Genomic DNA, 26,205 nt, shown 5'->3' on the forward strand with positions numbered 1-26,205 from the left:
CGTGTCTTGATATTCTTCGGACACAACACGCTAGCCCGTTAGGTAATTTGCAATAGCCTCTTTTTATATTACCTAACGGTCTATTCATGAAAAAAACACTACTTTTGTCTGCGTTAGCTAGCGCGATCTTATTATCAGGGTGTGGAGATCAAAGCCAAGGGAAGAACCAGATGCCTGCGCCTCTGGTCGTGGCAGAAAATGTACAATCAATTGAGCACCAAGCGAGTAAGTCATATATTGGCCGCGTTGAAGCGGTTGAAGACACCAACATCACGGCCCAAGTAACCGGTTATTTGAAAGAACGCCATTTTGAAGAAGGGCAAATGGTGGAGCGAGGTCAATTACTTTATTCTATCGAGCCTTCTTCATTTAATGCTCAAGTAGCGTCAGCTAAAGCTGCACTTGCCCAAGCGAATGCCGCATTAAAAAAAGCAGAGCTAGATTTCCAACGTGGTAAAAATCTATTACCGAAAGGAAGTATTTCTCAATCCGAGTTTGATAATCTCAACGCAACACTTTTGGGTGCAACAGCCCAAGTAGAAGCAGCCAAAGCTCAGCTTCACCTTGCAGAAGTCAACCTATCATATACCGAAATCAAGGCACCTTTTTCAGGGCGCATAGCGCAGAGTAAAGTGAGTACAGGTGATTTGCTTTCGCCTCAATCTGGGATTTTAACGACATTGGTAAGTTTGGATCCTGTCCATACCAGCTTCAGTATCAGTGAACGTGAGCGCCTTGAAATGGGGATGGATGAAGTGAAAGGAGATGGCGCTGATGATGCAAGTGCTGTTGAGGTGAAAGTTGTACTCGAGAATGGGGAATACTTCGAACATTCTGGTCAACTCGATTACCTCGGAAACCGAATCAACTTGGACACAGGTACGATTGCTATGCGTGCCGAAGTAGCTAACCCAGATTACCGCTTACTGCCAGGACAACACGTACGCGTTGAGCTCAAAGAGAAGCAAGCGAAAGGCGTGTTAGTGGTGCCACGTCGTTCAGTTCAGACTGACCTGGAGGGTGATTTTGTGATGGTCATTACTGAAGGGAATGTTGCTGAGCGAAGAAACGTCGATTTAGGCCGTCAGGTAGAAGAGGGGATCATCGTTCGCCAAGGGTTAGTCGATACGGACCGAGTAATTACGCAAGGCTTACAAAGAGTGCGTAATGGTGTACCAGTTCGAACCAATGCTGAGTAAAGGTGCTTAAATGTTAAGTCGTTTCTTTATCCAGCGCCCTAAGTTCGCGCTGGTTATATCAATCATTCTCACACTTGCTGGTGCGATATCGTTAGCGATTTTGCCCGTTGCCGAGTATCCAAAAATAAGTCCGCCTTCCGTCAGTGTCACTGCGTATTATACAGGTGCTAGTGCTGAAGTCGTCGAGCAAGCCATTGCTGACCCTATTGAAACCTCGGTGAACGGGGTAGAGAACATGATTTACATGTCGTCGAAGAGTGCAAATGATGGTTCCTATAACCTCAATGTCACCTTTGATGTGGGTACTGATCCTGATATGGCGCAGGTAAACGTCCAAAACCGTGTGTCTCAGATTGAGTCTAAGCTACCGCAAGAAGTTCGCATGGTCGGTGTTACGGTGAAAAAACGCTCACCAGACCTGTTGATGGTGTTGAACTTCTATTCACCTGATGGCAAGTATGATGATCAGTTCCTAATTAACTACATTAATTTGAATGTTAAAGATCAGCTTGCGCGTGTTAAAGGAATTAGTGAAGTCAATGTAATTGGTGGCGGCGAATACGCGATGCGTGTTTGGCTAGATCCAGAGAAAATGGCCAACCTCAAATTAACCACATCCGACGTATATGCCGCTTTAGCAGAGCAAAATGTTCAGGTTGCCGCTGGACGCGTCGGCGCCGCACCCTACAACAACGTTCAAGAAGTCCAGTTTAACTTGGTCACGAAGGGGCGCTTGGAAAGCGTTGGTGAGTTTGAAAACGTAGTATTACGTGCCAACAGCGATGGTTCGACGGTCTACCTCAAAGATGTAGCACGCGTGGAACTAGGTAAAAAGTTCTATGATGGTAGCGGTCAATACCGCGGTCAAGATGCATCTATCGTAACCTTATCCTTGCAGTCTGACGCGAATGCTCTAGAAAGCGGTCAAGCGGTCATGGAGTTATTGGATAGGTTAAGCGTTAACTTCCCAGAAGGAATGGCTTTCGAAGCCAGCTACGATACGACACTATTCGTTGCTGAGTCGATTAAGGGTGTAGTTAAAACATTAGTCGAAGCAATTCTGCTGGTTATTGCCGTCACATACTTATTCCTTGGTAGTGCACGCGCCACCTTAATCCCTGTAGTAGCGATACCCGTTTCATTAATTGGTACGTTTGCGATCATGCAGGTAACGGGTTTTACCATTAACACTGTTACTCTGTTCGGTCTTATCTTAGCAATAGGTATTGTGGTCGACGATGCGATATTGGTTATCGAAAACGTTGATACAACGATGGCCAAAGATCCAACTCTTACTCCACGTAAGGCAACATTGATTGCGATGAAAGAAGTAACAGGACCGATTATCACTTCGACCTTGGTTCTGCTAGCTGTGTTTTTGCCGGTTGCGATGCTTCCGGGTATCACAGGTATTATGTATCGCCAATTTGCGTTGACTATCTGTATATCGGTAGTAATTTCATCGATTAACGCGTTAACACTTTCACCAGCTCTGTGTTCTCTCGTGTTGAAGCAAGGAGGTGGGAATACATCCAGATGGTTTGCCGTTTTCAACCAAGGTTTAGAGAAAGTAACGACTCGTTATGGTCAAATCGCAGGCTTTTTGGTCAAGAAAACCATACTCTTAGCAACCTTCTTTGTTGTAGCTGTTGGTGCAGTCGCGTTTTTCTCCAAAACGACGTCTACCGCATTCGTGCCTCAAGAAGATAAGGGCATATTACTAGTCAATGTTCAGCTGCCAGATGCTGCATCGTTGTCTCGTACACAAGAGGTGACAGAACAGTTGGTGCAAATGGTCGAGCAAGAGCCAGGAGTAGATGGTGTAACAGTTGCCAACGGATTCGCGTTTATGACAGGGGCTGCTGCTTCAAATGGCGCGTCACTGTTCATTAAGTTAGAGGATTGGGAAACCCGTAACGCGCTGTCTGGCGATCATTCCTCAAATGCGATTGCTCAGCGTATTAATGCTCGCGCAGCAATGGAATTACCTCAAGCCGTTGTCTTTGCCATGGGACCTCCGGCTGTGCCAGGTATGGGGGCTGCGTCAGGCTTTGAATTCGTCTTAGAGGATACCTTGGGACGTAGCAGAACTGATTTGGCGATGGTTATGGGACAAGTGATTGAAGCTGCGAATAAACAGCCAGAAATTGCGTACACATTTAGTACCTTCCGTGCCAACGTTCCACATTATTATGTTGATATTGACCGAGAGAAAGCGCAGCAACTGGGTGTATCACTTTCAAGCATCTTTCAAACGCTACAGGGTAACTTAGGTTCTCTATATGTGAATGATTTCACCATGTTTGGTAAGAACTTCCGCGTGACTATGCAGGCGGATAGTGAACATCGAAGCAGTATGGAAGACTTGGAGCGTTTCCATGTGCGTACATCGAAAGGCGTAATGGTTCCGTTGAGCACACTAGTGAGCTATGAGCAGATATTCGAGCCGGACGTTGCATGGCGTTACAACATGTATCGCAGTGCGATTATTCAAGGTCAGCCAGCGCCGGGTTACTCCAGTGGTGATGCAATTGCTGCAATGGAGCGAGTGGCTGCTGAGGTTCTGCCGCATGGCTACCAGTACGAATGGACAGGTATGGCTTATCAAGAAGTATTAGCAGGTAACCAAGCTATTTTTGCTTTTGCCCTCGCACTGATCTTTATCTATCTATTTATGGTGGCGCAGTACGAGAGTTGGAGTATTCCACTGGCAATTATCTTGGTGGTACCTATCGCGACATTAGGCTCTTTCCTAGCATTGAATCTGACGGGGACTCCACTCAACTTATATGCTCAAATAGGCTTGGTCTTGTTGATAGCACTCGCAGCAAAGAATGCGATACTTATCGTTGAATTTGCAAAAGTTGAGCGTGAAGAGAAAGACGTACCGATTGATGAAGCGGCGGTACATGGTGGTAAGCTCCGTTTCAGAGCGGTTAACATGACTTCTTGGTCGTTTATTCTAGGGATCTTCCCTTTGATTTTTGCGTCAGGAGCAGGCCACGTGAGCCAAAACTCGCTTGGTATATCGCTTATCGGTGGACTACTGTGCGTACTCTTAGCCGGTACTTTCCTAATCCCTGGATTCTACGCAATGGTACAAAGACAAAGGGAAAAGGCTCATGGAGGGAATACAAAACTTATTCCTTTAGATGACGATTAGCTAGCATAAAAAAGCCCGCATTTAAGCGGGCTTTTTAACAACATAACACGACTAAGAGGTTTTAAACTCTGCAACTGCATGGTCCATTTCAGTTGCTTGGGCCGAAACTCTATCAACTTCGTTCAAACATTGTTGAGCTGACTGCATGTTGCCATCTGAAATTGTATTAAGCTCAGTGATAGATTCACTTACCTGGTTCATCACAATTCCTTGCTCTTCAATAGCGGAGGCTATTCGTTCTGAGTTGGCCTGAATGTTAGTCATATCATCTATGATTTGAGTTAAGCTTTGATCAAGCGTGTCTGATGCTTTCAGGGTTGCTTGGCCTTGCTCGTTACATTGGTCTATGTCCGTGACAACCTTAGACATTTGCGATTGGATATCAGTGACTACTTTTGTAATTTCTTCTGTCGACTGATGGGTGCGACTCGCCAGTGCACGAACTTCGTCAGCTACGACGGCGAAGCCACGTCCTTGCTCACCAGCCCGCGCAGCTTCAATTGCTGCGTTTAGAGCGAGTAGGTTAGTTTGCTCAGCGATCTCTTGAATGATGTTAACGGCATCACCGATCTTGTCGACATGGTTGTTCAGTGAGCCAATCGACTGTTGGCTGCTGCCTAAGATAGACGATAATTGATCGATGTTTTGAACTGTAGTTTTAACAACTTTACGGCCGTTATCAGCATTGACTGCAGCTTGTTGTACCCCTTCAACGGCGACAGCAGTACTTTCCGAAATTTCGTTTATTGTAGAAACCATTTCTTGAACAGAAGTAGCCATGGTTGCCGTGTGATCAGCCTGAACGTTGAACTGTTCAATTACATTTTGCAACTCATCGTGCATGTTCGCCGTACTTTGGGAAAGATCATTCGATTTGGTTTGAGTGCCTGAAATCAATTCCTCAAGCTTGTCTAATAAGCGGTTAAAGTAATTACTGATTGCCACCAACTCGTTGTTACCTTCGAGTTTCGCGCGCAGGGCAACGTTGTTCGATCTCGCTATCTCTTGGATAATTGAAAGTAGGCTAGCGACTTGATTATTGATAGAGCGAGAGATCTGCCAAATAATAACTAAGATAACTAATATCACTAGGCCCGTGACGCCATACTTGAAGTTAGCCAGTCTATCTTGTGTTGCTTGAGATTCCTCAGATAACGCTTTTGAGAATGTTTTGAATTGTTCCTCAACTGTATGAGACAGCGCTCGCGTGTCTCCTAATAAACCAACGTTGTACTTGAGGCCAATTTTAATTTTTTGCTCGACTAGAGCTTTTGCGGATGATACGAGTTGAGAGGCGTTAGCAGGAACCAAACTAGGTTCGAGTTCGCCAGTCTGAACTTTAGCGTCGAACCTAAATAATGCTGCCAATTGGTCACTATTTAGTGTTGGCTTTATTGAATTTAATGACTGGTTGTAGCGACCCAGCAATTTGTCCTCAGCATCTAAGCCATGTTGGCTGTAACCATTAACAAGCGTTGTAAAGCCATTTTGATAATCAACGATATCTTTACGTAACTGGTTAGTAGAAGGGAAGTCATGGGAGGATAGAAGCTTTGCAAGCTCTGATTCTTTATCTAAAAATTTACCCATGTTGTCGTTGAACTTGTCTAAATACTTCATATCTTTTCTGAGTAAGAAGTCTTTTTCGTTACGACGTAAATTGAGTAGGCGGATTTCTAGCTGAGCTACGAGCAAATTTGCCTGATTTAGTTCAGCGGTAGTTTGGGCAAAATGAGATGTAGACAAAAGAATGGACACTACACCCAAAATAGCTACCGCACCCAATGAATACAGTTTATTCTTGATATTCATGAGATTACCTTAGTTAGTAGATTTCACATTAATTATAAGTATTTAAGGTGATGGTAGACTGTAATCATAGTTATATCAATTGCATCAATAGCTAAAGTGTTAACAATTGAGTCTAGAGTTCTAATTTTTTGGTTGAAAGTAACATGTTAAACATAATAAAAGAGTATCAAGGGCTTATCTTTGATATGGACGGAACATTAATTGATACAATGCCGGCTCACCTTAAAGCTTGGCAAATTACAGCATTGGAATTTGGATTTCCTTTTAGTGCCGAGTGGTTACACAGTTTGGGTGGAATGCCTAGTTACAAAATAGCGGCCGAAGTAAATAAGAAACATGGAATGAATTTGGATCAGGCATCGGTGTCGCAATTTAAAATGAAAACGTTCGCTGACATTCCGGAGAAAGGGGAACCAATAGAGTGTACTAATGCAATCCTAGATTACTTCTATGGTAGCAAGAGATTAGCTGTAGGCACGGGTAGTCAACGGAAAAGTGCAACTTCCTTACTGGAGAGTACAGGTATACTAAGCAAACTTGATGCTGTTGTGACCGCGACCGATGTAGAAAACCATAAACCTAACCCAGATACGTTTCTGCGCGCGGCAGAGCTAATAGGGTTACCTGCAGAGCAATGTGTTGTTTTTGAAGATACTGACCTCGGCAGGCAAGCTGCTCATGCCGGGGGAATGGACTGTATTATGGTAGAAAACAATAAGCTCGTCTTCTATCCTTGCAAAGATTAGATCCCACAAAAAAGCCGCTATCTAAATAGCGGCTTTTTTGTTAATCGGGATTAGCGATCCCAGTATGCTTCTTCAAGGCTATCCTCACGTTCTGGTAACGCTCGGCCTAAGCGAGGAGAATGCTGGGTCAGTACTTCGTAGCTCACTCGGTTTGCGTATTTACAAATTTGCGAGAGCGACGAGTATGTAAGATATGGTTGGTCATGCTTAGATGAATTTGGCACATTCATATGATGATGGCTGTTTGCTGCCATATCGTGGAGCAGAGCAGAAAGGGCTGCGTCTCCAGCACCATTGGTGTTCTTGATCTCCAGCGGTCCACCTAAATAAGGCCCAATGTGAGAGTAGACTTTCACCGGTGTTTGGCAGTCAGATTGACGCATGGCGCGACTGAACTCGTATTTATTAAACTCAGGGATGTTACCTGGTAACAATGGCAGCTCAGTGTCACGTTTCACGCTGTCCTCTGTATAGCCTGCCATGTAAAGTCCCGAAGGACCTGCTGTACAAAGTACTAGGTCGACCCAATCTAGGGCTTTATCGGCTGCAAGCAAAGGATCGGATTCACCTGTTAATGCTTGGCCTTCTTCTTCGTTCATCGCGACGATAGAAATATTCTCTTTAATATATTCTTGCCACCATTCAGAGTTACCCTCAATGACCCACTTAGTCCCAAGTGTTAATACCACTGGGACATTTTTAAGTTTCGCGATTTCGATGGCTCTAGCGACTGCCTGAGGCATTGGGTCTTCTGGTTTACCGCGCATTAGGTAAGAAGAAACAACAAGGGCTGAGGCTTTGTCAAAAACTTCTTCAGGGATGCTGTCTGGGCGCAGGTTGTTCATTTCACCTTCGTTGATAGCGAAGGTACGCTCGCCGTCATCAGAAATAAGCGTGTAACAGCGACCTATTGAACCTTCAACAGTTTGAAGGTGGTTCAAATTCATACGAGAAGAAGTACGGCACAGGTAACGATAAGCAAAAGAACCGACTTCGATATTGCGTGACATCACGCCAAGAAGGACTGATTTGCTATCCGCAAGTACAGAATAGTTGTGTAGCGTGTTGCCAATAGTATCGCCAGGATACTGATGAGTAATTAACCCACGCTCTACTAGTTCGTCGTAGAGGGCATCCGCTTTGCTTTCTTCTAAGACCAGAGAGTGTCCTTTACTCAAGTCGTATTTCGCTAGGAACTCATCATCCACACGTGCTTCAATATCAACAATTGTTTGGCCAACACCAACAATAATTGGACGAAACAGCTTAGGTGTTTGCTTCATCTGGTTGATTAAAGGGTCACGAGCGTGTGTAGGAAAGTAGTGCTTAGATTTGCGCTGTCCAGGAAACTTCATTTTGAAAAGTGAGTTGGAAATTTTCCCGCATGATATCACAACACTGTAAGATTGCTTTCACTTTTATTACATAAAAAAGAGCCAAACTCGATGGTTTGGCTTCAACTTGCTTTATTTTTCAGCACTATAAGCGCCGTAGGCTTTTGTTCCCCACAAAGGCACTGTCGATAGGCTGTGCTTAAAGCTGCCGGATGTTTCTTTGGTTGAGTATGACAGGTACATTAATGTTTGATTCTCTGCATCGAGAATACGACGAATTTTCATACTCTTGAAAAAGATACTTTTTGATTTCTTAAATACTACTTCGCCTGAATCTGACTTATCAATTTCCGCAATCATTTCTGGCGTAATTTCTCCCGTTTGACGACAAGAGATAGAGCTGTCGCTTGGGTCAGCTAACGTAAAGTCGGCTTCAATTGACGCAACATGGCAAGTTACTCCAGTCACGATAGGGTCTTGCATATGATTAAGTTTGATGTCTTTCATCGTGAATAGCCCCAAACTTACGTCGCCGACTTCACCACTATCACAAGCTGCTAGACTTAAAGCCAGAATAGAGGCCATTGCTATGTTTTTTATCATACTAAGGTTCATCCTAAACAAAGAAAGGGATTGGTTACGCATTTATAGCGCGAAATCGTATTAATCTCGTTAGCATATCAGCTTTTCGACGGTTTCCGAATAGGGGAGAAAATACTTGTTTACGTACCAGGATACCGATAAGCTGACGGAAAATTTCGACTTAAGTTATTCAAATGACTGAACCAAGCTTGCCAATCGCTCAAATAAAAAATCAATGGTTATCTCAACAAGTGGATGTGAAGTACCCAACACCAGAGAGCCTTGCAGGTCGTGAGCTTTATTTAAAGCACGCTAACACATGTCAGTATCAAGTCTTAAACCTTGATGAATGTGTCGAGTCGAGTATTTCTCCTGACGATATCTTTCTAGTGGACTTTCACCGCCTAACGGTGATGTTTTCTTTGCTTCAATCTAAGCGTTGGACTGCTACGGAAGAGCAGGAGCTGATTGTCGAGTTTTTAACTCAAATTATCTATTCAGAGCCGTGTGAACTTTACTTAGCATTTGAAAACGGCGAACCGAAAGCAGCCGCTATTGTGACTTGCTCAGAAGATCAGATTTTAATTTCAGATGTAGTGGTAATCGAGGAACAATCGAAACAGAGCAAACAACAGTTCGCTAACGCATTGATCAACAAGTTGAATGTTAACATTGATGAATATAGTGACGTTTATCTAGAAATCTAATGATTGTAAATGTGATGTTGATTCAACATGATATGCTTAGTCATCTTTAATTGGCATAGAATTACGCATCTTGTTTCGTCGGTTCATTTATCTGGTCATTCTGCTTTTTGCCCACCCAGTATATGCTCATGTTGACCATGGGCAACCTAAACATGTTCTCGTAATACACTCTTATGAGCCTTCATATCAATGGACGAAAGAGCTGCAGCAAGGTATCGAGCAGGTCACTAATCAATTTGCCGAACCCGTCAAGTTATCCATAGAGTATTTAGACGCCAAGCGCATACATTCTCCAGAATACCTCAACACTTTTAAAGACTACTTTCGAACCAAGTATGCCAACTATCAATTCAATGCCGTATTACTAACAGATGATGCTGCAGTCAACTTAGTAAAAGACTGGAATCCTAATCCGTTTACTGAACTTCCAATTATTGCTGGTGGTGTCAACGATTTGAATGCATCGCTCGATGCTGTTAGTGATAAGTCCGTTGTTTTCTACGAGAAGGATGATCTTAAAGGGACGTTACATCTGATCCAAACTCTAAGACCAAAGCTACGTACACTCTATTACGTCACAGACGATAGCCATACAGCGCGGCTTATTAGAAAAGCATTTGAGTCAGCCGTTGAAGAGAGTACCTTGCGTGGCACCTCTTTACGTATCATTGAAGGAAAATCACTCACAGACACTGCTGAACTACTTTCTTCTTTGTCTAACGAAGACGCGGTTCTTTTGTCTCACTACAACACTGAAGTTAATCAAGGGCAGATATATAGTTATGAACAAATTGCCCACACATTAGCAGAAAAAAGCTCAGCGCCTATTTTTGTGTTTTGGGAGTTTTTTATTACCGACGGGGTTGTTGGTGGGGTGGTAAACCGTTCGAAGCATATTGGTGAGCAAATGGCTGTACAACTTGCCCGTTCATTATCAATTGACCTCAAAGGCTCGTACAATAAGCAGCAAGGTCCAAGTCCTGTCATCGATTACGTTGCATACGAAAAACATAAGCTTGATCAAAATGCCTTACCTGAAGACGTGTTACTACTAAACGTCCCTAGAAGTTATTTCAGAGATAATATCGAAACGATTGGTTACTCGTTACTCTCATTTTTTTGTTTGATGGTGGTTATCATTAACCAGTCGAGAACGATTAATCAAAAGCGAGAGTTGAACTTAAAAAGTCGCAAAATCGTCGCGTTACAAAAGAAAACCATGCAAGTACAAAAAGAAATGATACACGTACTCGGCGAGGCGATTGAAACGCGTTCGGGGGAAACGGGTAATCACGTTAAGCGGGTGGCCAAACTTTCATCTCACCTTGGAAAGTTAGCTGGATTGTCGCATCGTGAACTTGAAATGTTAGAGATAATTAGCCCGATGCACGATGTTGGTAAAATCGCGATCCCTGAATCAATATTAGATAAGCCAGGTAAGTTGTCGCCAGAAGAGTGGGAGGTGATGAAAACCCATGCTGAGGCGGGTTATACGCTTTTGAGTGGTACCAAGGGTGAAATGTTTCAAATGGCAGCGATTGTCGCTCATCAACACCACGAGAAATGGGACGGAACAGGTTACCCTAATGGCTTATCGGGCCAGCAGATCCATATTTTTGCCCGCATTACGGCGATAGCGGATGTATTTGATGCCCTGTTAAGTATCCGTTGCTACAAGCGAGCATGGACGGCTGATGAAGTACGTACGTTGTTTCTTGAGCAATCTGGCAAAGAATTCGATCCAGAGCTTTCTAAATTAATTTTATCTAACTTCTCTGAGTTCATTGCTATTAGGGACTGTTACCCAGACCTTGTTGCAGAGAAACTCTCTATTGCAGTTTGATTAAACAAAGTCAGAAATTAGTAAAATAGTGATTGAGCGTAGAGTTTTACCTATCTCTACGTGCATTCGTTCTATTTTGTTAAGCAAATCATGCGAAGTTCCTTTATCTTGCATATTATTTCTCGAGGCGAATTAAGAAGGTGATAATAATGACAAAGCCTCAAATTAAGTGTGTGATTTTTGATTGCGATGGAACATTGGTTGACAGCGAGCGCTTGTGCTGTGAAGCGCTTTGCCAAGTCTTCAATCAGTTTGGTGCGGAGCTGTCTATGGATGATGCTATCAGCCACTTTGAGGGCGGGAAACTGGCTGATATTTTAGCGGTAACTAAGCAGCGTCTTGGTGTTAAAGTTTCCATTGATCGACTGGAACCACTTTATCGAGAGTATTTAGATGCTCTGTTTGATGCTCAATTGCAACCTATGGACGGCGTTTTCGATGTTCTCCAATATCTAGATAATAAAGGTATCGAATACTGTGTTGCTTCGAATGGCCCTCGAGCCAAGATAGAGCGAGCGCTTCACCTCACAGGATTATTACCACACTTCAAGGGGAAAGTATTTTCTGCTTTCGATACCAACAGTTGGAAACCAGAGCCTGATCTCGTGATGTACAGTGCAATGAATATGGGTTTTAAACTTGAGGAGTGCCTCTACATAGACGATACGCCAAAAGGGCTAGAAGCTGGGGTTAGGGCTGGAGTTAAGACGGTACATTTGATTGGATTAAACGAGCGTGCACATAGTTTAACTCTAGAAAAAATAAGGCACCTTAAAGAAATCGAACAATGTTTATAAAAAAGGGCGCTTATGTAATAAGCGCCCTTTTTCAAAGTAGTATCAGTGATAGGCATGATGAGCTGCGACGCGATTCAATCGCTGATGGATTAGAAGCTGCACTGGTGGTTGCTGAACAACAATCTTATCGATATCTTCAAAAAACGAGCCACATTCAGCACATAACATTTTGTTTTTCTCTGACAGAAGGTATTCTTCACTGCCACAAAGAGGACAACATAATGTATTTTCTGATTTGTGTTGAGTCATAGTGTGTTACTCCTGCAGCAAACAAATGCGAACTTCTTCGCTAATTTCTTATTTCTTTTATGTTTATGTAATTTACTAGTCGTATTGATTACTAGCTATTCTATTTTAGTCTAACGTAACGGTTCGAGTTTACGTCGGGTAGTGGTTTGTCCAAATAATGGGAAGCAATTCACTTTAAACGAATAAAAGCTTTAAAAATACGACGTATTGTATAAAATGAAATGACATACCATATGAAAGGTTAGTTCAGTGAAGCTAAGATTCTATTTTATTCCCTTGTTATTCTTGTTGGGTTGTAGCCAAGAAGAGACAGGAAAGCCTGACCCAAATATTCAACTTATCAAATCAGTCAAATACGTTGTAACTCAATACCATAACTTCCAGCAAACTAGAGAGTTTGGGGGGGAGATTAAGAGCACGACAAAATCCCCATTAAGTTTTCGTGTTAATGGTACCGTTGAAGATATAGTGGTTAAACAAGGCCAACTTGTCGAAAAAGGGCAATTGATCGCTTCACTAGGGACTGAAGAGTTCCAGCTATCGCTTGAGAAAGCGAAAGCCTCACTCGGTTCTTCTTATGCTGCGTATTTTCAAGCAAACGACCAGTATGAACGAGCAAAAAAACTCAAAGAGCGCGGTTTTGTGTCAGATTCTGAGTTACTCGCGATTAAAGCGGAGTTAGATGCTAAAAGACAGCAAATGAATCTAGCACAAACTGATGTAAACAATGCCTCATTGAACTTATCGCGTTCGAGTTTGTATGCCCCTTTCTCAGGAGTCGTTAGCGATGTATTTCTCGACAATTATACCAAGGTGAGTGCGGGTACAACCGTTGTTGAGCTAATCAGCACCAATGCATATCAGGTTGAGTTCCTTGTTCCTGAATCCCTCATTGATGAGGTTAAATTTGGCGATGAAGTGAATTTATCTGTACCTGCTCTTAACAATATTGCACTTACTGGTGTCGTATCAGAAATTGGTGCAGTTGTTAAAAAGGGGAATGCGTACAAAGTTACATTACTACTTCCGGAAGGTCATAGCGTTTTGCGAAATGGCATGTCCGCACATATCGAATTTGAGATTGGCCAGAGTCACGACAAAGTCGTTCTGTTACCAATTAGCGCGATAAATCTGAATGACTTAAGTGCTTCGCACGAAATACAGAACACATCGATCTTTGTAATCAACGAGCAACATCGTCTTGAAAAGCGTTATGTCGAGGTAAGACGTAATGTTAATAGCCAAGTGGTCGTACTCGACAACCTTAGCCAGGGAGAAAAGGTCGTAGTAGCGGGCGTCCCTTACCTTGTTGAAGGGCAACAAGTCACATTGTGGGAAGGAGTGTAGGGACTATAAATGCATAAGTTGACCGAAGTAGCGCTTAAGTACAATCGCTTTACCCAAGTATTTTTATTTCTTCTTATTGTCATTGGCTATAAATCATTCGTGGGTGCTCCGAGTAAAGAAGATCCCGAGATCTTAATACGCAATGCTGTCGTAGTGGCTCAGTTTCCGGGTATGTCTCCAGAAAGAATTGAAAAGTTTATTACTAAGCCGTTAGAGCGCGAGATTAAACAGATTCCGGAAGTCACCGAGATTAAATCACTCTCGCGTACGGGAATGGCAAAGATCACAGTCACAGTACACGACCGATATTTTGATTTACAGCCCATATGGGACAACTTAAGAAATCGGATGGATTCGATGCGAGGGGAGTTACCAAGTGGCACCCAAGGGCCTTTTGTGAACGATGAGTTTGGCCAAGTTTACTCTGCAACCATTGCTATTAAGGGCAACGGATATGAGCAGCGAGAACTGAATAAAATCGCTGAACAAATCCAGGATAGGCTAAATAGTAGACCTACTGTTTCCCAAGTAGAGCTATACGGCGTTAACGAAGAGCGCATATGGATAAAAGCGAAAGCAGACGCTTTGGAGAACGAAAAATTCCAATTCAAACAAGTTATTCAAACCTTACAAGCGCGCAACGTGTTACTTCCAGGCGGTGTGATAGAAGCTGGTAGCTTAGAAGTTGAGATCGAGCCTTCTGGAAACTTTCAGTCGGTAGAGGATATCTTGAACCTAGATCTGTACGTTCGTGAACTAGGAGGAACTGTTTTTCTTAGGGACTTAGCGGAGGTCTACCGCGGGTATCAAGAACCCTTCAACACACCTGTTTATTTTAATGGTGAGCCAGCAATCATTGTCGCAGCAGCAATGGTAAGTGGAATGCAAAGCGATGAATTTGGCCATGATATTCTAAACTTTGTCGAGGAAGAGTCGGCAAAATTACCTGTCGGTGTCCAATTTGAGCTAGCCACTTTCCAACCTGAAAAAGTCAATGTTGCTGTTGATTCTGCAACCAACAACTTATTACAGACAATCGCAGTGGTACTTGCCGTTGTAATGGTGTTCCTTGGCCTACGTATGGGGTTGATTGTTGGTAGTATTGTTCCTTTAACGATCCTGATGACGGTTATCGGAATGACACTTTGGGGCGTTGAGTTACAAAGGATGTCAATCGCCGCAATTATTATTTCACTGGGCCTGTTGGTAGATAACGGGATAGTCATTGCTGAGTACATCCAGTCGAAAATACAGAAAGGTGAAGACCGTATTCAAGCAGCGATCAGTGCGTCTAGAGCGATGGCTATCCCTCTGCTTACGTCATCATTAACGACTATATTGGCGTTTATGCCACTTATGCTGGCGCAAGATGTGACGGGTGAATATCTACGCTCCTTGTCTCAGGTAATTACAATCGCGTTGTTGTGCTCTTGGTTTCTTTGCTTGTTTGCTACACCAGTGATGTGTGTTTGGTTTATCAGTGACAAACAGGAGGCAAAATCGCGTAACGAGAGTAGATTCATACTCGGTTACCGGCGCGTAATCACAAAGATATTAAACTTTAGGTGGTCATTTTTATTGACTATGTTGGCTGTATTCGCACTGGCAATTTACGGTTTTAAGTTTATCACAGTACAGTTTATGCCTGGCTCAGAGCGAAACCAATATCTTGTGTTTATTGACCTGCCTGCGGGTACAAAGGTAGCCGAGACGCAGAAGGTTACTCAACGATTGAATAATTGGTTACTCGACAAAGAACTGAATCCTAAAGTAACAAGCACGGTTTCTTATGTTGGTGACGGTGGGCCAAGGTTCTTTCTTGCGTTGTCGCCCATTGATCGTGCTCCGAATCGCGCTTTTATGGTCGTGAACACGGTAGATGTAGACTCGGCAATATCCATGGTAGAAAAAACAAATCAGTTTTTTATTACACATATGCCTGAGGCGAGTGGTCAAGCTAAGAGGATGTGGCTTGGCGGCACAGAACTTGGGTTGGTCGAATATCAGGTAGTTGGTAAAGAGATCGGCGAGCTGCAAAGCATTGCTACTAGAATCGAACAAGCGCTACGTGGAATCCCTGGTGCTGTTGGTATTAGGAACGACTGGGAAAACAATGTACCTAAATTACTGGTGAACATTGACCAAGCAGCTGCACTTCGAGCTGGTGTCAGCAGTCGGGACATTGCGACAAGTTTAGATGCATATTTACGTGGTAGTGAAATTACGAGCTTTCGCGACAATTCTGATGTTATTCCAGTGATGGTGAGTGGTTCAGATGAAAACAAAGTAATAGATAAGTTGTTTTCAGCGCAGATTGTCTCTTCCGCGACAGGATCAGCATTGCCTTTAATTCAGTTTGCAACGATCGAAGCGACAAGTGAACCATCGATGATTCGTCGTTATAACCTTGAAAGAACAGTTACCATCAGTGTAAAACATAGCGCGTTGCAGGCTAGTGAGCTGAATAAACTAGTCGCTCCTGTAATTGGTGATATTGAGCTCCCCCCTGGCTATAAAATATTGCTCGGTGGTGAGCTAAAAGGAGCTAGTAAAGCGAATGGTGCGTTGTTTGGATACTTGCCACAATGTTTTGCGATCATGATTTTACTCTTGTTGCTCCAATTCAACTCGCTACGCCGTCCCGCGATTATCTTAATGACAATTCCACTCTCATTGATAGGAGCGTCTACAGGACTATTAATAATGGACGCTTATTTTACCTTCCCGGCTATGTTAGGCATTTTTAGTTTGGCAGGTATCATTATCAACAATGGGATTGTTTTAATAGATTGTATTGAGCAAAACCGAGAAGAGGGAAGTCACATCACTGATGCAATCATAGCGGCGTGTTCAGAACGATTGCGACCGATTGTGATGACGACTTTAACGACGATTTTAGGCTTATTACCACTTGCTTTATCTGGGGGCGAGTTCTGGTACTCCATGTCTATTGTTATGATATTTGGTATGGCGGTAGGGACTGTACTTACATTAGGTGTCGTGCCAGTTCTGTATAGTTTAATGTTTGCAGAAAAAGAAACTGACCAGCTAAAGTTGGCAAATGCCTAAGTTTATGCCCCGCAATATTGCGGGGTTAATTTTATCTGCTTGTCAGCTGCCGGTTGATCAATGACGTCAATAAGTTGATGGGGGAATGCCAATCACTGTTTGGTCCAAGATTGGCAACACTGACCCTAAAACAATGTTGGTACTGACCACATGTGCCGAAAACTGAACCAGGCAATATACTGATTTTGTGGCTTTTGCATTCTCGATATAAAGCATAGCAATCAGTCCCTTTCGGAAGTTCTATCCAGAGTAAGAATGACCCGTGTACAGGGGTTACGCGGTATTGACCTTTCACCTTGTTATGTCGATTCATACTCGTGACGAACATCGATAAGAAACGTTTAACGTTGTTTTGGTAATAGTTTCGCATCTTGGCAACATGGGTTTTGTACTTTCCTGAGTTTAGAAACGAACTAACCGCGGATTGCATTAAGTTCAAACTCCCCATGTTATCGCATAGCAAGTGCTGTTCAATCTGTTGTCTATATCTGCCTGCCAACATCCAACCAATTCGAAGCCTAGAATCTAAGTTCTTGGAAAGAGAATTGACATAGATGACGCGTTGATCATTATCCAGAGAGCGTAGGCTGGGTAGGGGCTTTTGGTAACTCAAGCAGCCAAATACATCATCTTCAATGATGGGGGTATCTCGTGAAATGGCAAGTAACTCTTTCCTCGCTTCTAGTGGCATCATTGCACCGGTCGGATTGGTGAAGTTTGGCGTAACCAAAATTGCCTTTACACCCCAACTTTCCATTGCGTTTTCGAGGGCAGCGATATTCATACCATCTTTGGGGCAACTTGGAATCTCTACCACCTGTAAACCAAGAGACTCAAGTAATAGCAGGTTACCAAAATAACAGGGTGATTCGACCGCTACGATATCGCCTGGTTTAGTGATTGCTCTCAATGCTAAGCTGATTGCTTGCTGAGCGCCGTGTGTCACCAATAGCTCCTCAATGGGGGCTAATGTTCCTAAATCTTGTGTGATCTTAGCTAATTGCTTCACTAAAGTTTGCTCTCCAGGGGGCAACTGATAGTGACTAGCAATATGAGCTTGCATTCGGCTTTGTCGGCCTATCTCTGCGTAAAGAGATTTAATGGCGGCACCATCTACGTTTGGATGAGCTGAGCCAGCTGGGAGTAGTTCTTTATACTGCGGGTACGTCAAAATCTCTTTGCAGACGCCAAGAAGATCAATTTCAGCTGGTGCCATTGGGCTATCTGGTTGGAGTTGATAGGTAGATACCCTATAACCGGATTTTGCAACCGCCGTAACCATCTGATTTGCCTCCAATTCTTGATACGCACGTATCACAGTGTTTTTACTGACGGTGAGTTCTTGGCTTAACTGTCGAATTGAAGGAAGCTTGTCACCAGATTGGTAGACACCAACTTCGATTGCTTGGGTTATATGTTCCTTAACGCGTTGGTATTTACTTTGTAACCCTGCACTTTCATCTGTACCCATAAAAACAAACCAATCTGTGACTATTAGAAATTACTGTACCCATTAAAGTAACAAGACCAATTAGACGTTAGCAACTATTAGAGTGGTTTTATGTTGATTAAAGCAGTCCCTTTTATTTTCGTTGTATTGTGGGCCTCCGGTTTTGTAGGTGCACGATTTGGTCTTCAATATGCTGAACCGGCGACACTATTGACGATTCGGATGTTCGCCAATGTCCTCCTGTTTGCTGTTATTGTCTTACTTCTAAAAAAACAGGTGCCAACGGGCAAAGGCTTTTGGCATTCGTGTGTAGTAGGCATACTTATTCATGGCTTTTACTTGGGAGGCAGCTATATTGCTATTGGCCTAGGCATGCCAGCTGGTCTTTGTTCGTTGTTGGTTGGTACACAACCAATAATCACAGCAGTACTGCTTGTATCCATGGCAAACCAACATTTTTCAAAAAGCCAGTGGTTTGGGTTAGCACTTGGCTTCATTGGCATCGCCTTGGTGTTAATGGGAAAAATGGAGTGGCAATCAGAACTCAATAAAGGGCTAGCAATAGGTGTTTGTGTTCTGGCTTTATTAGGAATCACGCTAGGGACACTCTATCAAAAACGTTATTGCCAAAATGTTGATATGGTAGGCAGTGCCCTTGTGCAATACATCGCAGCAGCATTTTTGTTTTTGCCTTACGCATTAGCTTTTGAAACCATGGAAGTAGACTGGAATATTGAATTTATACTGACCTTGGCTTGGTTAGTGTTTGTTTTATCCTGTGCGGCGGTGTTGCTGTTACTCTATATGGTCAGGCATGGTGCCGCCTCAAGTGTCGCCTCGGTGTTCTACTTAGTGCCACCAACCACGGCGCTGCAGGCGTGGCTTATATTCGGAGAATCTCTTGATTGGCTAGGCTTCGTCGGTTTTGTGCTGGCGGCAATGGCAGTCTATTTGGTCAGTAGAAAGCAAAAAGCTAAGAGTAAAGTGGTGGCGTATTCAGCCTGTCAGCAAGACGCATAAGCTCTAAAATAAAAAGCCTGCTAGGTGCAGGCTTTCACTCGTGATTATGTACGTTTAGCTAAATAAGCTTCGTAATCAGGAACTTCGATATCGACTTCCTTTTCCATTAGCTCTGATTCGAATAGGAATTTAGCCGTCGCTCGGTTTGTCGCGACGGGAATATTCCATACGCTTGCGATACGTAGCAGAGCCTTCACATCTGGGTCGTGTGGTACAGCATTTAGCGGATCCCAGAAAAAGATCAAAACGTCGATTTTCCCTTCAGAAATGAGAGCACCCAATTGCTGGTCACCACCCATTGGGCCGCTAATCATTGATTTAATCGCTAACCCTGTATCTTTGCTAAGCATGGATCCAGTTGTGCCCGTCGCGTAGAGGAAGTGACGTTGTAGCTTTTCTTTGTTTTCGTTTACCCAGCGTAATAGCTCAGGTTTACAGTTATCATGGGCAACAAGGGCGACATGTTTGTGTGCAGGGATAGTGCGTATTGTCTTTTCCATTCAGACTTCCTAGTTGTTCTCGTTATATACGTAAAATGTAGGTCGATACTCGGAAGGTGAAAGTGATTCGGCAATCACCTTACGATTCAATTTGTTTGGTGTTAATGATTCTATGATTGGCGCTTCATTCCGCTGGTACTCTTTTCCAGTAAGGTAACTAATAGCCTGGCGAACCGACAAGCGACCTTGCTCAACCATTTTGTCCGTCGGGGCGAACTCAACTCGATTTCTCAACAAGCCTCTATAGACGCCATGACTTAAATAAGTCGAAATCAAACCCACTTCGTTAGACTTATTAGCACTTCGCAACTCGCTGATACCTGCTTCAATGGCTACGGCGCTTCCGACGATATAGTCTAGGTCTTGGTGGTCAATGGCTTTTTGCACCAAATTTCTCTGTAGCTCTTTATCATTGTCCGCCCAAAACGTGTCGACAATTTGGATATCACTGTCCTTTATTGCAGAGTAGAAACCTTTTATAACAGGCTTAGTTCCACCACTGGACTTCGGCCCAGGCAGCAGAGCGACTTTAGCGACACCAGAACCTTTTGGGTGTTTACGTTTCAGGTATTCTCCCGTGTAATATCCCATCCAGTACCAATCAACACCGACTTCACCTTTTAACATGGTGCGATTATAGTCGTCGAGCAGTAACTTATTCACGGTAGCGAAAACCGGGATCGAGCCCGTGTATTGCCGTAGTGAACTGTAATAGAGATCAGGTGCCACTGTACCAAGAATAATAGCGTCCGCGTTCCAGCGAACACAAAGTTGCAAGTGTTCCTTTTGCTTCTCAAGGTTCATGTAGCCACCAGCTTCGAGGACACGCAGATCGGCGTGTTTAAGCCGTGCTTCATCAACCATTCCGTAGTTAACTGAAAGCCAATAAGAGTCTTTGAGGTGAGGATAAATTGCGCATAATCTCAGAGGTTCATCTGCAAACGCACTGGAGCTCCATAACTGAGCGATCAGAGCCCCTATGGCTAAGCTGGCTTTGGATAGACGTGAAATCAAAGGCATTTTGTATTTCATTGGAAAATAGAGAATAAACACTGCAAAATATATCCCATTCTACCAGACATAATAAGTGAAGTATCTCGATGTTATTAGCGAAGGCCAGTATTGGACGTAAATTGCTATTTGCGTTTTTAGCGATGGCGCTACTGGTGATGATGTCCGCATTGATTGGTGTCTTTGGTTTCAGCTCAGTGGCAAAAACAGAGCGAAATGTTGTTAACACGGCTATACCATCAATGATAGAGGCGAGGCAGGTCTCAGAGCTAAGTTCAAGAATCATATCATCGGTACAGGCACTTTCTAACGCAAAAACAGAGACCCAGAGACAAGAATCGGGTAGAGAGCTGTTCTCTCAACTTGAGACCTTACTGAGCCACATCAAACAATTAGGTTCTGATTCATTTGATTCGCAGTTACTTTCCAAACTAGAAACTGATGTCCAACACGTAATTGACACGCTTGCACAGCTGGGTATCGTCGTCGAGAGAAGGCTATTTTTAGCCGATGATTTAACGGTTCGCACAGAAGAATTGCGCCAACTTGCTTCTGAACTCGAGCAACTTACTCGGACTCAAGTTTCCAATACATCCACTATTGCTGTCGCGAACGTCACACACATTTATGACCTCCTTCAAGCAGGAAGCACTGAAACTGCATACAAAGCACTCGATACTTTGGTGGAGGTTGATCTTGATTTAGCTGAACGTTTGCACGAGTTACATCTGTTAGCGTTTAAGATGCTTAACCATATTGAAGAGGTTCGTACAATATCGGATCTAGAGCGGATCCAAGTAATTAGGCAAGAGTACATAAGTAACTTAGACATCATGAAGCGCCGTGTTAAAGCCGTAGAAGATCCGACTCGATCTATACAGATGGCAGATTTACTGCGCAAGCTGGAAGAACGTAAAGTGGTCTTTGATGTGCTTCAGCAGCGTTACAGTAACGAGCAATCTGCGCAGCAACTCATGCAAGATACGCTTAATCAGTTTTCTGAACTTAACACCACTGTAAGCCGTCTGGTTGATGACTCAAATGTGGCAACAACTCATGCAGTAGACGAGTTGAAGACGACTTTAGACTATGCTCAGCTTTCATTAACGATCATTACCGTTCTAGGTATGGTTATTGTTGTGTTTATCGTCTGGAAGGTTGTCTACGTCCAAGTTCTTAAGCGATTAGCAGAATATTCGTCCGCACTTTTATCAATCGCACAAGGACAGCTTAAAGTTGATGTTACGGTCAAAGGTAACGATGAGCTAGCACATATGGGGCAAGCGATCATTACCGCCAGAAACACAGCTCAAGCGCTAAAAGTAGTCGCAGAAAGTGAAGTTAAAGCTAAGAGAGAATTACAAGAACACAAAGAACATCTGGAAGAACTTGTCACCGAACGTACGCATCAGTTACAACAAGCGAACGAGAGGTTGAACGAAGAAGTGCTGAACCATGCACAAGCGCGCTTACAAGCAGAGCAAGCAAGTAGAGCAAAGTCTGCATTCCTTGCCACAATGAGCCATGAGATTCGCACTCCTATGAATGGTGTATTGGGTACAGCTAGATTGCTGAAAGATGAAGGGTTAAACCATCAGCAGAGTTATTACGTCGATGTGATTAACCGCAGCGGTTCAACGCTACTAGCGATCTTGAACGATGTACTGGATTATTCAAAGATCGAAGCCGGGCATTTGGAAATACGCCCAATAGATTTCAATTTAAAATCCATGGTTGAAGACGTTGAGCATCTTCTAAAAGGTCGAGCCCAGGAAAAACAATTAGAGTTGAGCTGTATCGTCGAGTCTGATCTTGATACATATTGGCGAGGGGATGTCACGCGCATAAGCCAAGTACTGAATAATTTGGTCGGCAACGCAATCAAGTTTACTGAACAAGGGCACGTTGATATTTATGTCGCTTATGATCCGGATAATGAAGAAAACGTAATGTTTGAAGTTTCAGATTCAGGAATCGGCATCTCGTCACAAGAACAAATCACTTTATTTGATGCGTTTACTCAAGCTTCCGGTGGCTTGAGTTCAAAGGGCGGCACCGGGCTTGGTCTTGCGATAAGCCAAAAGATTGTAGAAGCAATGGGTGGAACCCTGAATGTGGACTCTGAGCAGGGGGTGGGTAGTCGATTCTGGTTCAGTATTCCGCTAGAAAAAGGTAATGAAGTTCAAGTTAGTGACATTGTCACTACTTGTAATTTGCGGGCTAAAGTATTGTTAGTTGAGGATAATCCGGTCAACTGCTTGGTTGCTGAAGGGTTCCTAACAAGTCTTGGTCATCAAGTTGATACAGCTATTGATGGCAAGAGTGCGAAAGCGCTATTTGGGCAAAACAAGTATGATATTGCACTACTCGATATTAATTTACCTGACTGCAACGGAATTGAATTGTTGGACGAGCTTAGAGCCCTTGAAGCGAAAGGCGGCCAACACTATACGCCAATGGTTGCAGTATCAGCACATGTGTTTAACGAAGAAGTTGAAAGTTATCTAGCGGGCGGTTTTGATGGCTATTTACCCAAGCCTCTTGATAAAGATGAGTTATGTAAAATTATCCAATACCGCCTCGAAGGAAAGTCGTTACTTCTAACGCAAAACTGCGATGAGAGTGAAGAGCAAATGAACGAAACTCAGATCATTAATAGCCACGTCGTTGAGTCTGACTTGGCTGTGTTAGGCCAAGAAAAAATGCGTGAGATTCTAGGCCTATTTGAGAGCGGGAGCGATGACATTTTGGATGAAATGAAGACAGCTTCGACGATGGAAGACAATTTACAGGTTAAGCAACTTGCTCATAAATTGAAAGGCTCTGCAGGGAGCCTCGGTCTTTTAGCATTATTTGAACTATGCAAAGAAATCGAAAAAGACAACCTGCCAGTAAATTGTTATCTTGAAAATGAGAAAGCGTTGATGGACGTAAATCAGAAATCAAAACAAGCGCTCAGAGCCCTATTAAAATAAGGAAACCATATGCTGCTAATTGAATCTCCAAATCTTGTCATGCGAACAATAACAGAGTCTGACTGGCCTTTGTTTGAACGCTTACATCAAGATGAAGAGGTGATTAGATACGCATTCGATCGACCAACAACGGAAGAGATAAGAAGCCGATTTGATAGCCGCTTACCCAAGTGGGGTTGGGGCAGTCAACATTGGTTATGTTTAGTGGTTGAAGACAAACTTACGTCGAAGCCCGTTGGTGTGACTGGCTTGTGTCAGTCTGAAGAGCATGATAGTCATGTTGAAGTGGGCTATTTACTCCTTCCGGAATTTCATGGCAAAGGGATAGGTACTGAGTCTTTGCTTGCTTTAGTAGAACACACGAAAGGCCACTTTCCAGTCAAGAAATTCAATGCGATAGTGACAGACGGCAATATAGCTTCATGTAAAGTGCTAGAGAAAGTTGGTTTTGTCTTGAAAGAAAGAGAAGCAAACGCCTACCAAATTGGTGGTGTTGAATACGACGATCTTCTCTATAGTTACGAAGTATAAGAATAACTAAAAGTAGGCTTTTAACGCTGACAGTGTAAGTAGCATTTGTGCGGAGTAATAAGTCACCATGATCACATGTCGTGAAAATGCTGAGCTGCTGCGGAATCGATCTATCGCTAACACCACGTCCGAAATGATAAAAATCAACGCCCCCATTGCACCGTAGCCAGCAAAAGGACTACGTACATCGAGCCATACCTCTATAGCCCCCCAAGCCATTACTAGTATTGCGAACGAGTAACCAGCAACAGGTAAACGCATAGCGCCAAGAGTCGGCAGCAAGAGTAGATAGACTATGATGCCGATACATATTAATACAACCGGGACCCAAATATTGAAATGGGCATCGGTTTGACTAAAAAAGGCGTAGCTGTAGAGTAAGTGTGCCAAAAAGAAGCTGACTAACCCGGGTAGGAATTTGTCCTTGGGGTGCATCAAAAAGAGATCGCCGATAGCACTCATAATAAGCCCAAGAGCGATATACAAAGCGTAGGTGCTAAAATCAGTTGCACTTGTATAAGCTAAGAATGCCATCAATATAACTGGCGTAGCTTTTGTAATATAAAACAAATACTTAGTATTTCGTTCAATACTCCAAATATGTAAAGCGCACAATGAAACGATGACTAACCACATAAACCCATTCTCTAAAACAAAAGCAGCATATAAATGCTGCTTTGTAGGGTAAAGTGACTAGGCTCACTACGCAATAGCGTGCTCTAAGATTTGTCGGCTCTCTTCAAGACCAATTTGCTGTTGCTCACCTAACTTCGTCATTCCATGGTCGGATAGCTGCTTGATAACCGCATCAATGGCTTCTGATTTTGATGATTCGTAATCACTAAACTGTGTCTCAACGTCTAATGATAAATAGAAATTCTCTATTGCAGCGATAGTACGCTCAGCTAAGTCATCTCCACTTTCAAGGCCAAACACATTAGTTCCCATTTGCTCAAGCTTAGTACGCTTCGCTTCAAGTTGGTTACGTAACAATGAAGGTTGAACGATTGCAAGCGAGCGAGCGTGGTCTACTCCCCACAGCGCCGTCATTTCATGGCCGATCATATGTGTTGCCCAGTCTTGAGGAACGCCGGAACCGATCAAACCGTTTAATGCTTGGTTTGCCGACCACATGAGGTTTGCGCGCCAAGTGTCGTTGTCGCGCTCCTCGTATGTATCACCAAGTGATTTAAGTGTCTTAAGCAAGGTTTCAGCGTATCCGTCTTGTACCATTGCTCCATGACTAGTCGTTAAGTACTGTTCGCATACGTGTACCCAAGCGTCAACGATGCCATTACGTAATTGCTTCTCTGGAAGAGTTTTCATCACATCAGGGTCAAGAACTGCAAATTTAGGTTGAACAAACGGGGAAAGAAACGCGAGTTTAGTTTGAGTTTCTGCTTTCGTAATTACGGCACCCATATTTGATTCTGAGCCTGTAGCAGGTAGGGTTAAAATAGCCCCTAGGGAAACAGCACTAGTTACTTGATAGTTTCCAGTTAAGATATCCCAGCCGTCGCCGTCATACTTTGCAGCTGCTGCTACGTATTTAGAACCATCAATTACAGAGCCTCCGCCAACGGCAAGAATAAAATTGATGCCTTGTTGTTTAACGATAGCAACAGCTTTATCAAGCGTCTCTTTAGTTGGATTGGGTTCTACACCTGAAAACTCAGTCCACTCGTAACCTTCTAGAGCCTTCGCTACCTGTTCGTAAACGCCGTTTTTCTTGATTGAACCGCCGCCATAAATTACTAAGACTTTACTCTCATTAGTCATCGCTTGAGTGATAGATGAGATTTGCCCTTGGCCAAAAAAGATTTGAGTAGGGTTAACGTAAGTAAATTGCATATCTGAGCCTCTTGCTTCC

The 26,205-nt window shown here is 43.4% G+C and carries 20 protein-coding genes; 11 read left to right on the forward strand and 9 right to left on the reverse strand.

What is annotated here, in order from left to right; genetic code table 11:
• Positions 1-86: 86 nt before the first annotated feature.
• A complete protein-coding gene (locus AC4MRV_RS12710) occupies positions 87-1,199 on the forward strand; it encodes an efflux RND transporter periplasmic adaptor subunit (protein ID WP_491187704.1) in 1,113 nt (370 codons plus the stop codon).
• 10 nt (positions 1,200-1,209) lie between these two features.
• On the forward strand, positions 1,210-4,362 hold the full coding sequence (locus AC4MRV_RS12715; protein ID WP_491187705.1) for an efflux RND transporter permease subunit: 3,153 nt from the start codon (positions 1,210-1,212) through the stop codon (positions 4,360-4,362).
• A 51-nt stretch (positions 4,363-4,413) separates the two neighbouring features.
• On the opposite strand, the gene AC4MRV_RS12720 is transcribed toward AC4MRV_RS12715, so the two are convergent.
• Entirely contained in the window at positions 4,414-6,174 is a 1,761-nt protein-coding gene (locus AC4MRV_RS12720) for a methyl-accepting chemotaxis protein (RefSeq protein ID WP_491187706.1), read from the reverse strand.
• A 143-nt stretch (positions 6,175-6,317) separates the two neighbouring features.
• Here AC4MRV_RS12720 and AC4MRV_RS12725 point away from each other — a divergent pair, with 143 nt between their 5' ends.
• On the forward strand, positions 6,318-6,920 hold the full coding sequence (locus tag AC4MRV_RS12725) for a beta-phosphoglucomutase family hydrolase (RefSeq protein WP_491187707.1): 603 nt from the start codon (positions 6,318-6,320) through the stop codon (positions 6,918-6,920).
• A gap of 50 nt (positions 6,921-6,970) precedes the next feature.
• Here the strand turns inward: AC4MRV_RS12725 and AC4MRV_RS12730 are convergent, their stop codons facing one another.
• Together AC4MRV_RS12730 and AC4MRV_RS12735 are read right to left on the reverse strand one after the other, a co-directional pair.
• Positions 6,971-8,275 (reverse strand): inosine/guanosine kinase, encoded by a 1,305-nt coding sequence (locus AC4MRV_RS12730; protein WP_491187708.1) that lies wholly within the window; start codon positions 8,273-8,275, stop codon positions 6,971-6,973.
• A gap of 111 nt (positions 8,276-8,386) precedes the next feature.
• Complete coding sequence (locus AC4MRV_RS12735) at positions 8,387-8,857, reverse strand: CreA family protein (RefSeq protein WP_491187709.1); 471 nt, start codon at positions 8,855-8,857, stop codon at positions 8,387-8,389.
• A gap of 173 nt (positions 8,858-9,030) precedes the next feature.
• Here AC4MRV_RS12735 and AC4MRV_RS12740 point away from each other — a divergent pair, with 173 nt between their 5' ends.
• The 3 genes from AC4MRV_RS12740 to AC4MRV_RS12750 all read left to right on the forward strand — a co-directional run bounded on the left by AC4MRV_RS12740 (position 9,031) and on the right by AC4MRV_RS12750 (position 12,183).
• Positions 9,031-9,543 carry a flavodoxin gene (locus tag AC4MRV_RS12740; protein ID WP_491187710.1) on the forward strand — a complete coding sequence of 171 codons (513 nt, stop codon included), beginning with the start codon at positions 9,031-9,033 and terminating at the stop codon, positions 9,541-9,543.
• A gap of 70 nt (positions 9,544-9,613) precedes the next feature.
• Positions 9,614-11,386: an HD domain-containing phosphohydrolase gene (locus AC4MRV_RS12745; protein WP_491187711.1), complete on the forward strand. Its 1,773-nt coding sequence runs from the start codon at positions 9,614-9,616 to the stop codon at positions 11,384-11,386.
• A 149-nt stretch (positions 11,387-11,535) separates the two neighbouring features.
• Positions 11,536-12,183 (forward strand): HAD-IA family hydrolase, encoded by a 648-nt coding sequence (locus AC4MRV_RS12750; RefSeq protein ID WP_491187712.1) that lies wholly within the window; start codon positions 11,536-11,538, stop codon positions 12,181-12,183.
• A 42-nt stretch (positions 12,184-12,225) separates the two neighbouring features.
• Here the strand turns inward: AC4MRV_RS12750 and AC4MRV_RS12755 are convergent, their stop codons facing one another.
• Entirely contained in the window at positions 12,226-12,432 is a 207-nt protein-coding gene (locus AC4MRV_RS12755) for a hypothetical protein (protein WP_491187713.1), read from the reverse strand.
• A 249-nt stretch (positions 12,433-12,681) separates the two neighbouring features.
• On the opposite strand from AC4MRV_RS12755, the gene AC4MRV_RS12760 reads away from it, so the two are divergent.
• A complete protein-coding gene (locus AC4MRV_RS12760) occupies positions 12,682-13,779 on the forward strand; it encodes an efflux RND transporter periplasmic adaptor subunit (RefSeq protein WP_491187714.1) in 1,098 nt (365 codons plus the stop codon).
• Between the two features lie 9 nt (positions 13,780-13,788).
• Positions 13,789-16,848 carry an efflux RND transporter permease subunit gene (locus AC4MRV_RS12765; protein ID WP_491187715.1) on the forward strand — a complete coding sequence of 1,020 codons (3,060 nt, stop codon included), beginning with the start codon at positions 13,789-13,791 and terminating at the stop codon, positions 16,846-16,848.
• Between the two features lie 31 nt (positions 16,849-16,879).
• On the opposite strand, the gene AC4MRV_RS12770 is transcribed toward AC4MRV_RS12765, so the two are convergent.
• Positions 16,880-18,319 carry an aminotransferase-like domain-containing protein gene (locus AC4MRV_RS12770; protein WP_491187716.1) on the reverse strand — a complete coding sequence of 480 codons (1,440 nt, stop codon included), beginning with the start codon at positions 18,317-18,319 and terminating at the stop codon, positions 16,880-16,882.
• Between the two features lie 90 nt (positions 18,320-18,409).
• Here AC4MRV_RS12770 and AC4MRV_RS12775 point away from each other — a divergent pair, with 90 nt between their 5' ends.
• Positions 18,410-19,318, forward strand: coding sequence for a DMT family transporter (locus AC4MRV_RS12775; protein ID WP_491187717.1), 909 nt, complete (start codon positions 18,410-18,412; stop codon positions 19,316-19,318).
• Between the two features lie 44 nt (positions 19,319-19,362).
• Here the strand turns inward: AC4MRV_RS12775 and AC4MRV_RS12780 are convergent, their stop codons facing one another.
• The gene (locus AC4MRV_RS12780; RefSeq protein ID WP_491187718.1) at positions 19,363-19,818 is read right to left on the reverse strand and encodes a methylglyoxal synthase; all 456 of its coding nucleotides are present in this window, start codon (positions 19,816-19,818) and stop codon (positions 19,363-19,365) included.
• Between the two features lie 9 nt (positions 19,819-19,827).
• A complete protein-coding gene (gene torT / locus AC4MRV_RS12785; protein WP_491187719.1) occupies positions 19,828-20,838 on the reverse strand; it encodes a TMAO reductase system periplasmic protein TorT in 1,011 nt (336 codons plus the stop codon).
• Between the two features lie 80 nt (positions 20,839-20,918).
• On the opposite strand from torT, the gene torS reads away from it, so the two are divergent.
• A complete protein-coding gene (gene torS, locus AC4MRV_RS12790; protein ID WP_491187720.1) occupies positions 20,919-23,804 on the forward strand; it encodes a TMAO reductase system sensor histidine kinase/response regulator TorS in 2,886 nt (961 codons plus the stop codon).
• A gap of 9 nt (positions 23,805-23,813) precedes the next feature.
• Positions 23,814-24,335, forward strand: coding sequence for a GNAT family N-acetyltransferase (locus tag AC4MRV_RS12795; protein ID WP_491187721.1), 522 nt, complete (start codon positions 23,814-23,816; stop codon positions 24,333-24,335).
• 6 nt (positions 24,336-24,341) lie between these two features.
• On the opposite strand, the gene AC4MRV_RS12800 is transcribed toward AC4MRV_RS12795, so the two are convergent.
• The gene (locus AC4MRV_RS12800; protein ID WP_491187722.1) at positions 24,342-24,971 is read right to left on the reverse strand and encodes a lysoplasmalogenase; all 630 of its coding nucleotides are present in this window, start codon (positions 24,969-24,971) and stop codon (positions 24,342-24,344) included.
• Positions 24,972-25,037: 66 nt separating this feature from the next.
• Entirely contained in the window at positions 25,038-26,186 is a 1,149-nt protein-coding gene (locus AC4MRV_RS12805; RefSeq protein ID WP_491187723.1) for an iron-containing alcohol dehydrogenase, read from the reverse strand.
• Between the last annotated feature and the right edge of the window lie 19 nt (positions 26,187-26,205).

Source organism: Vibrio sp., assembly GCF_984391705.1.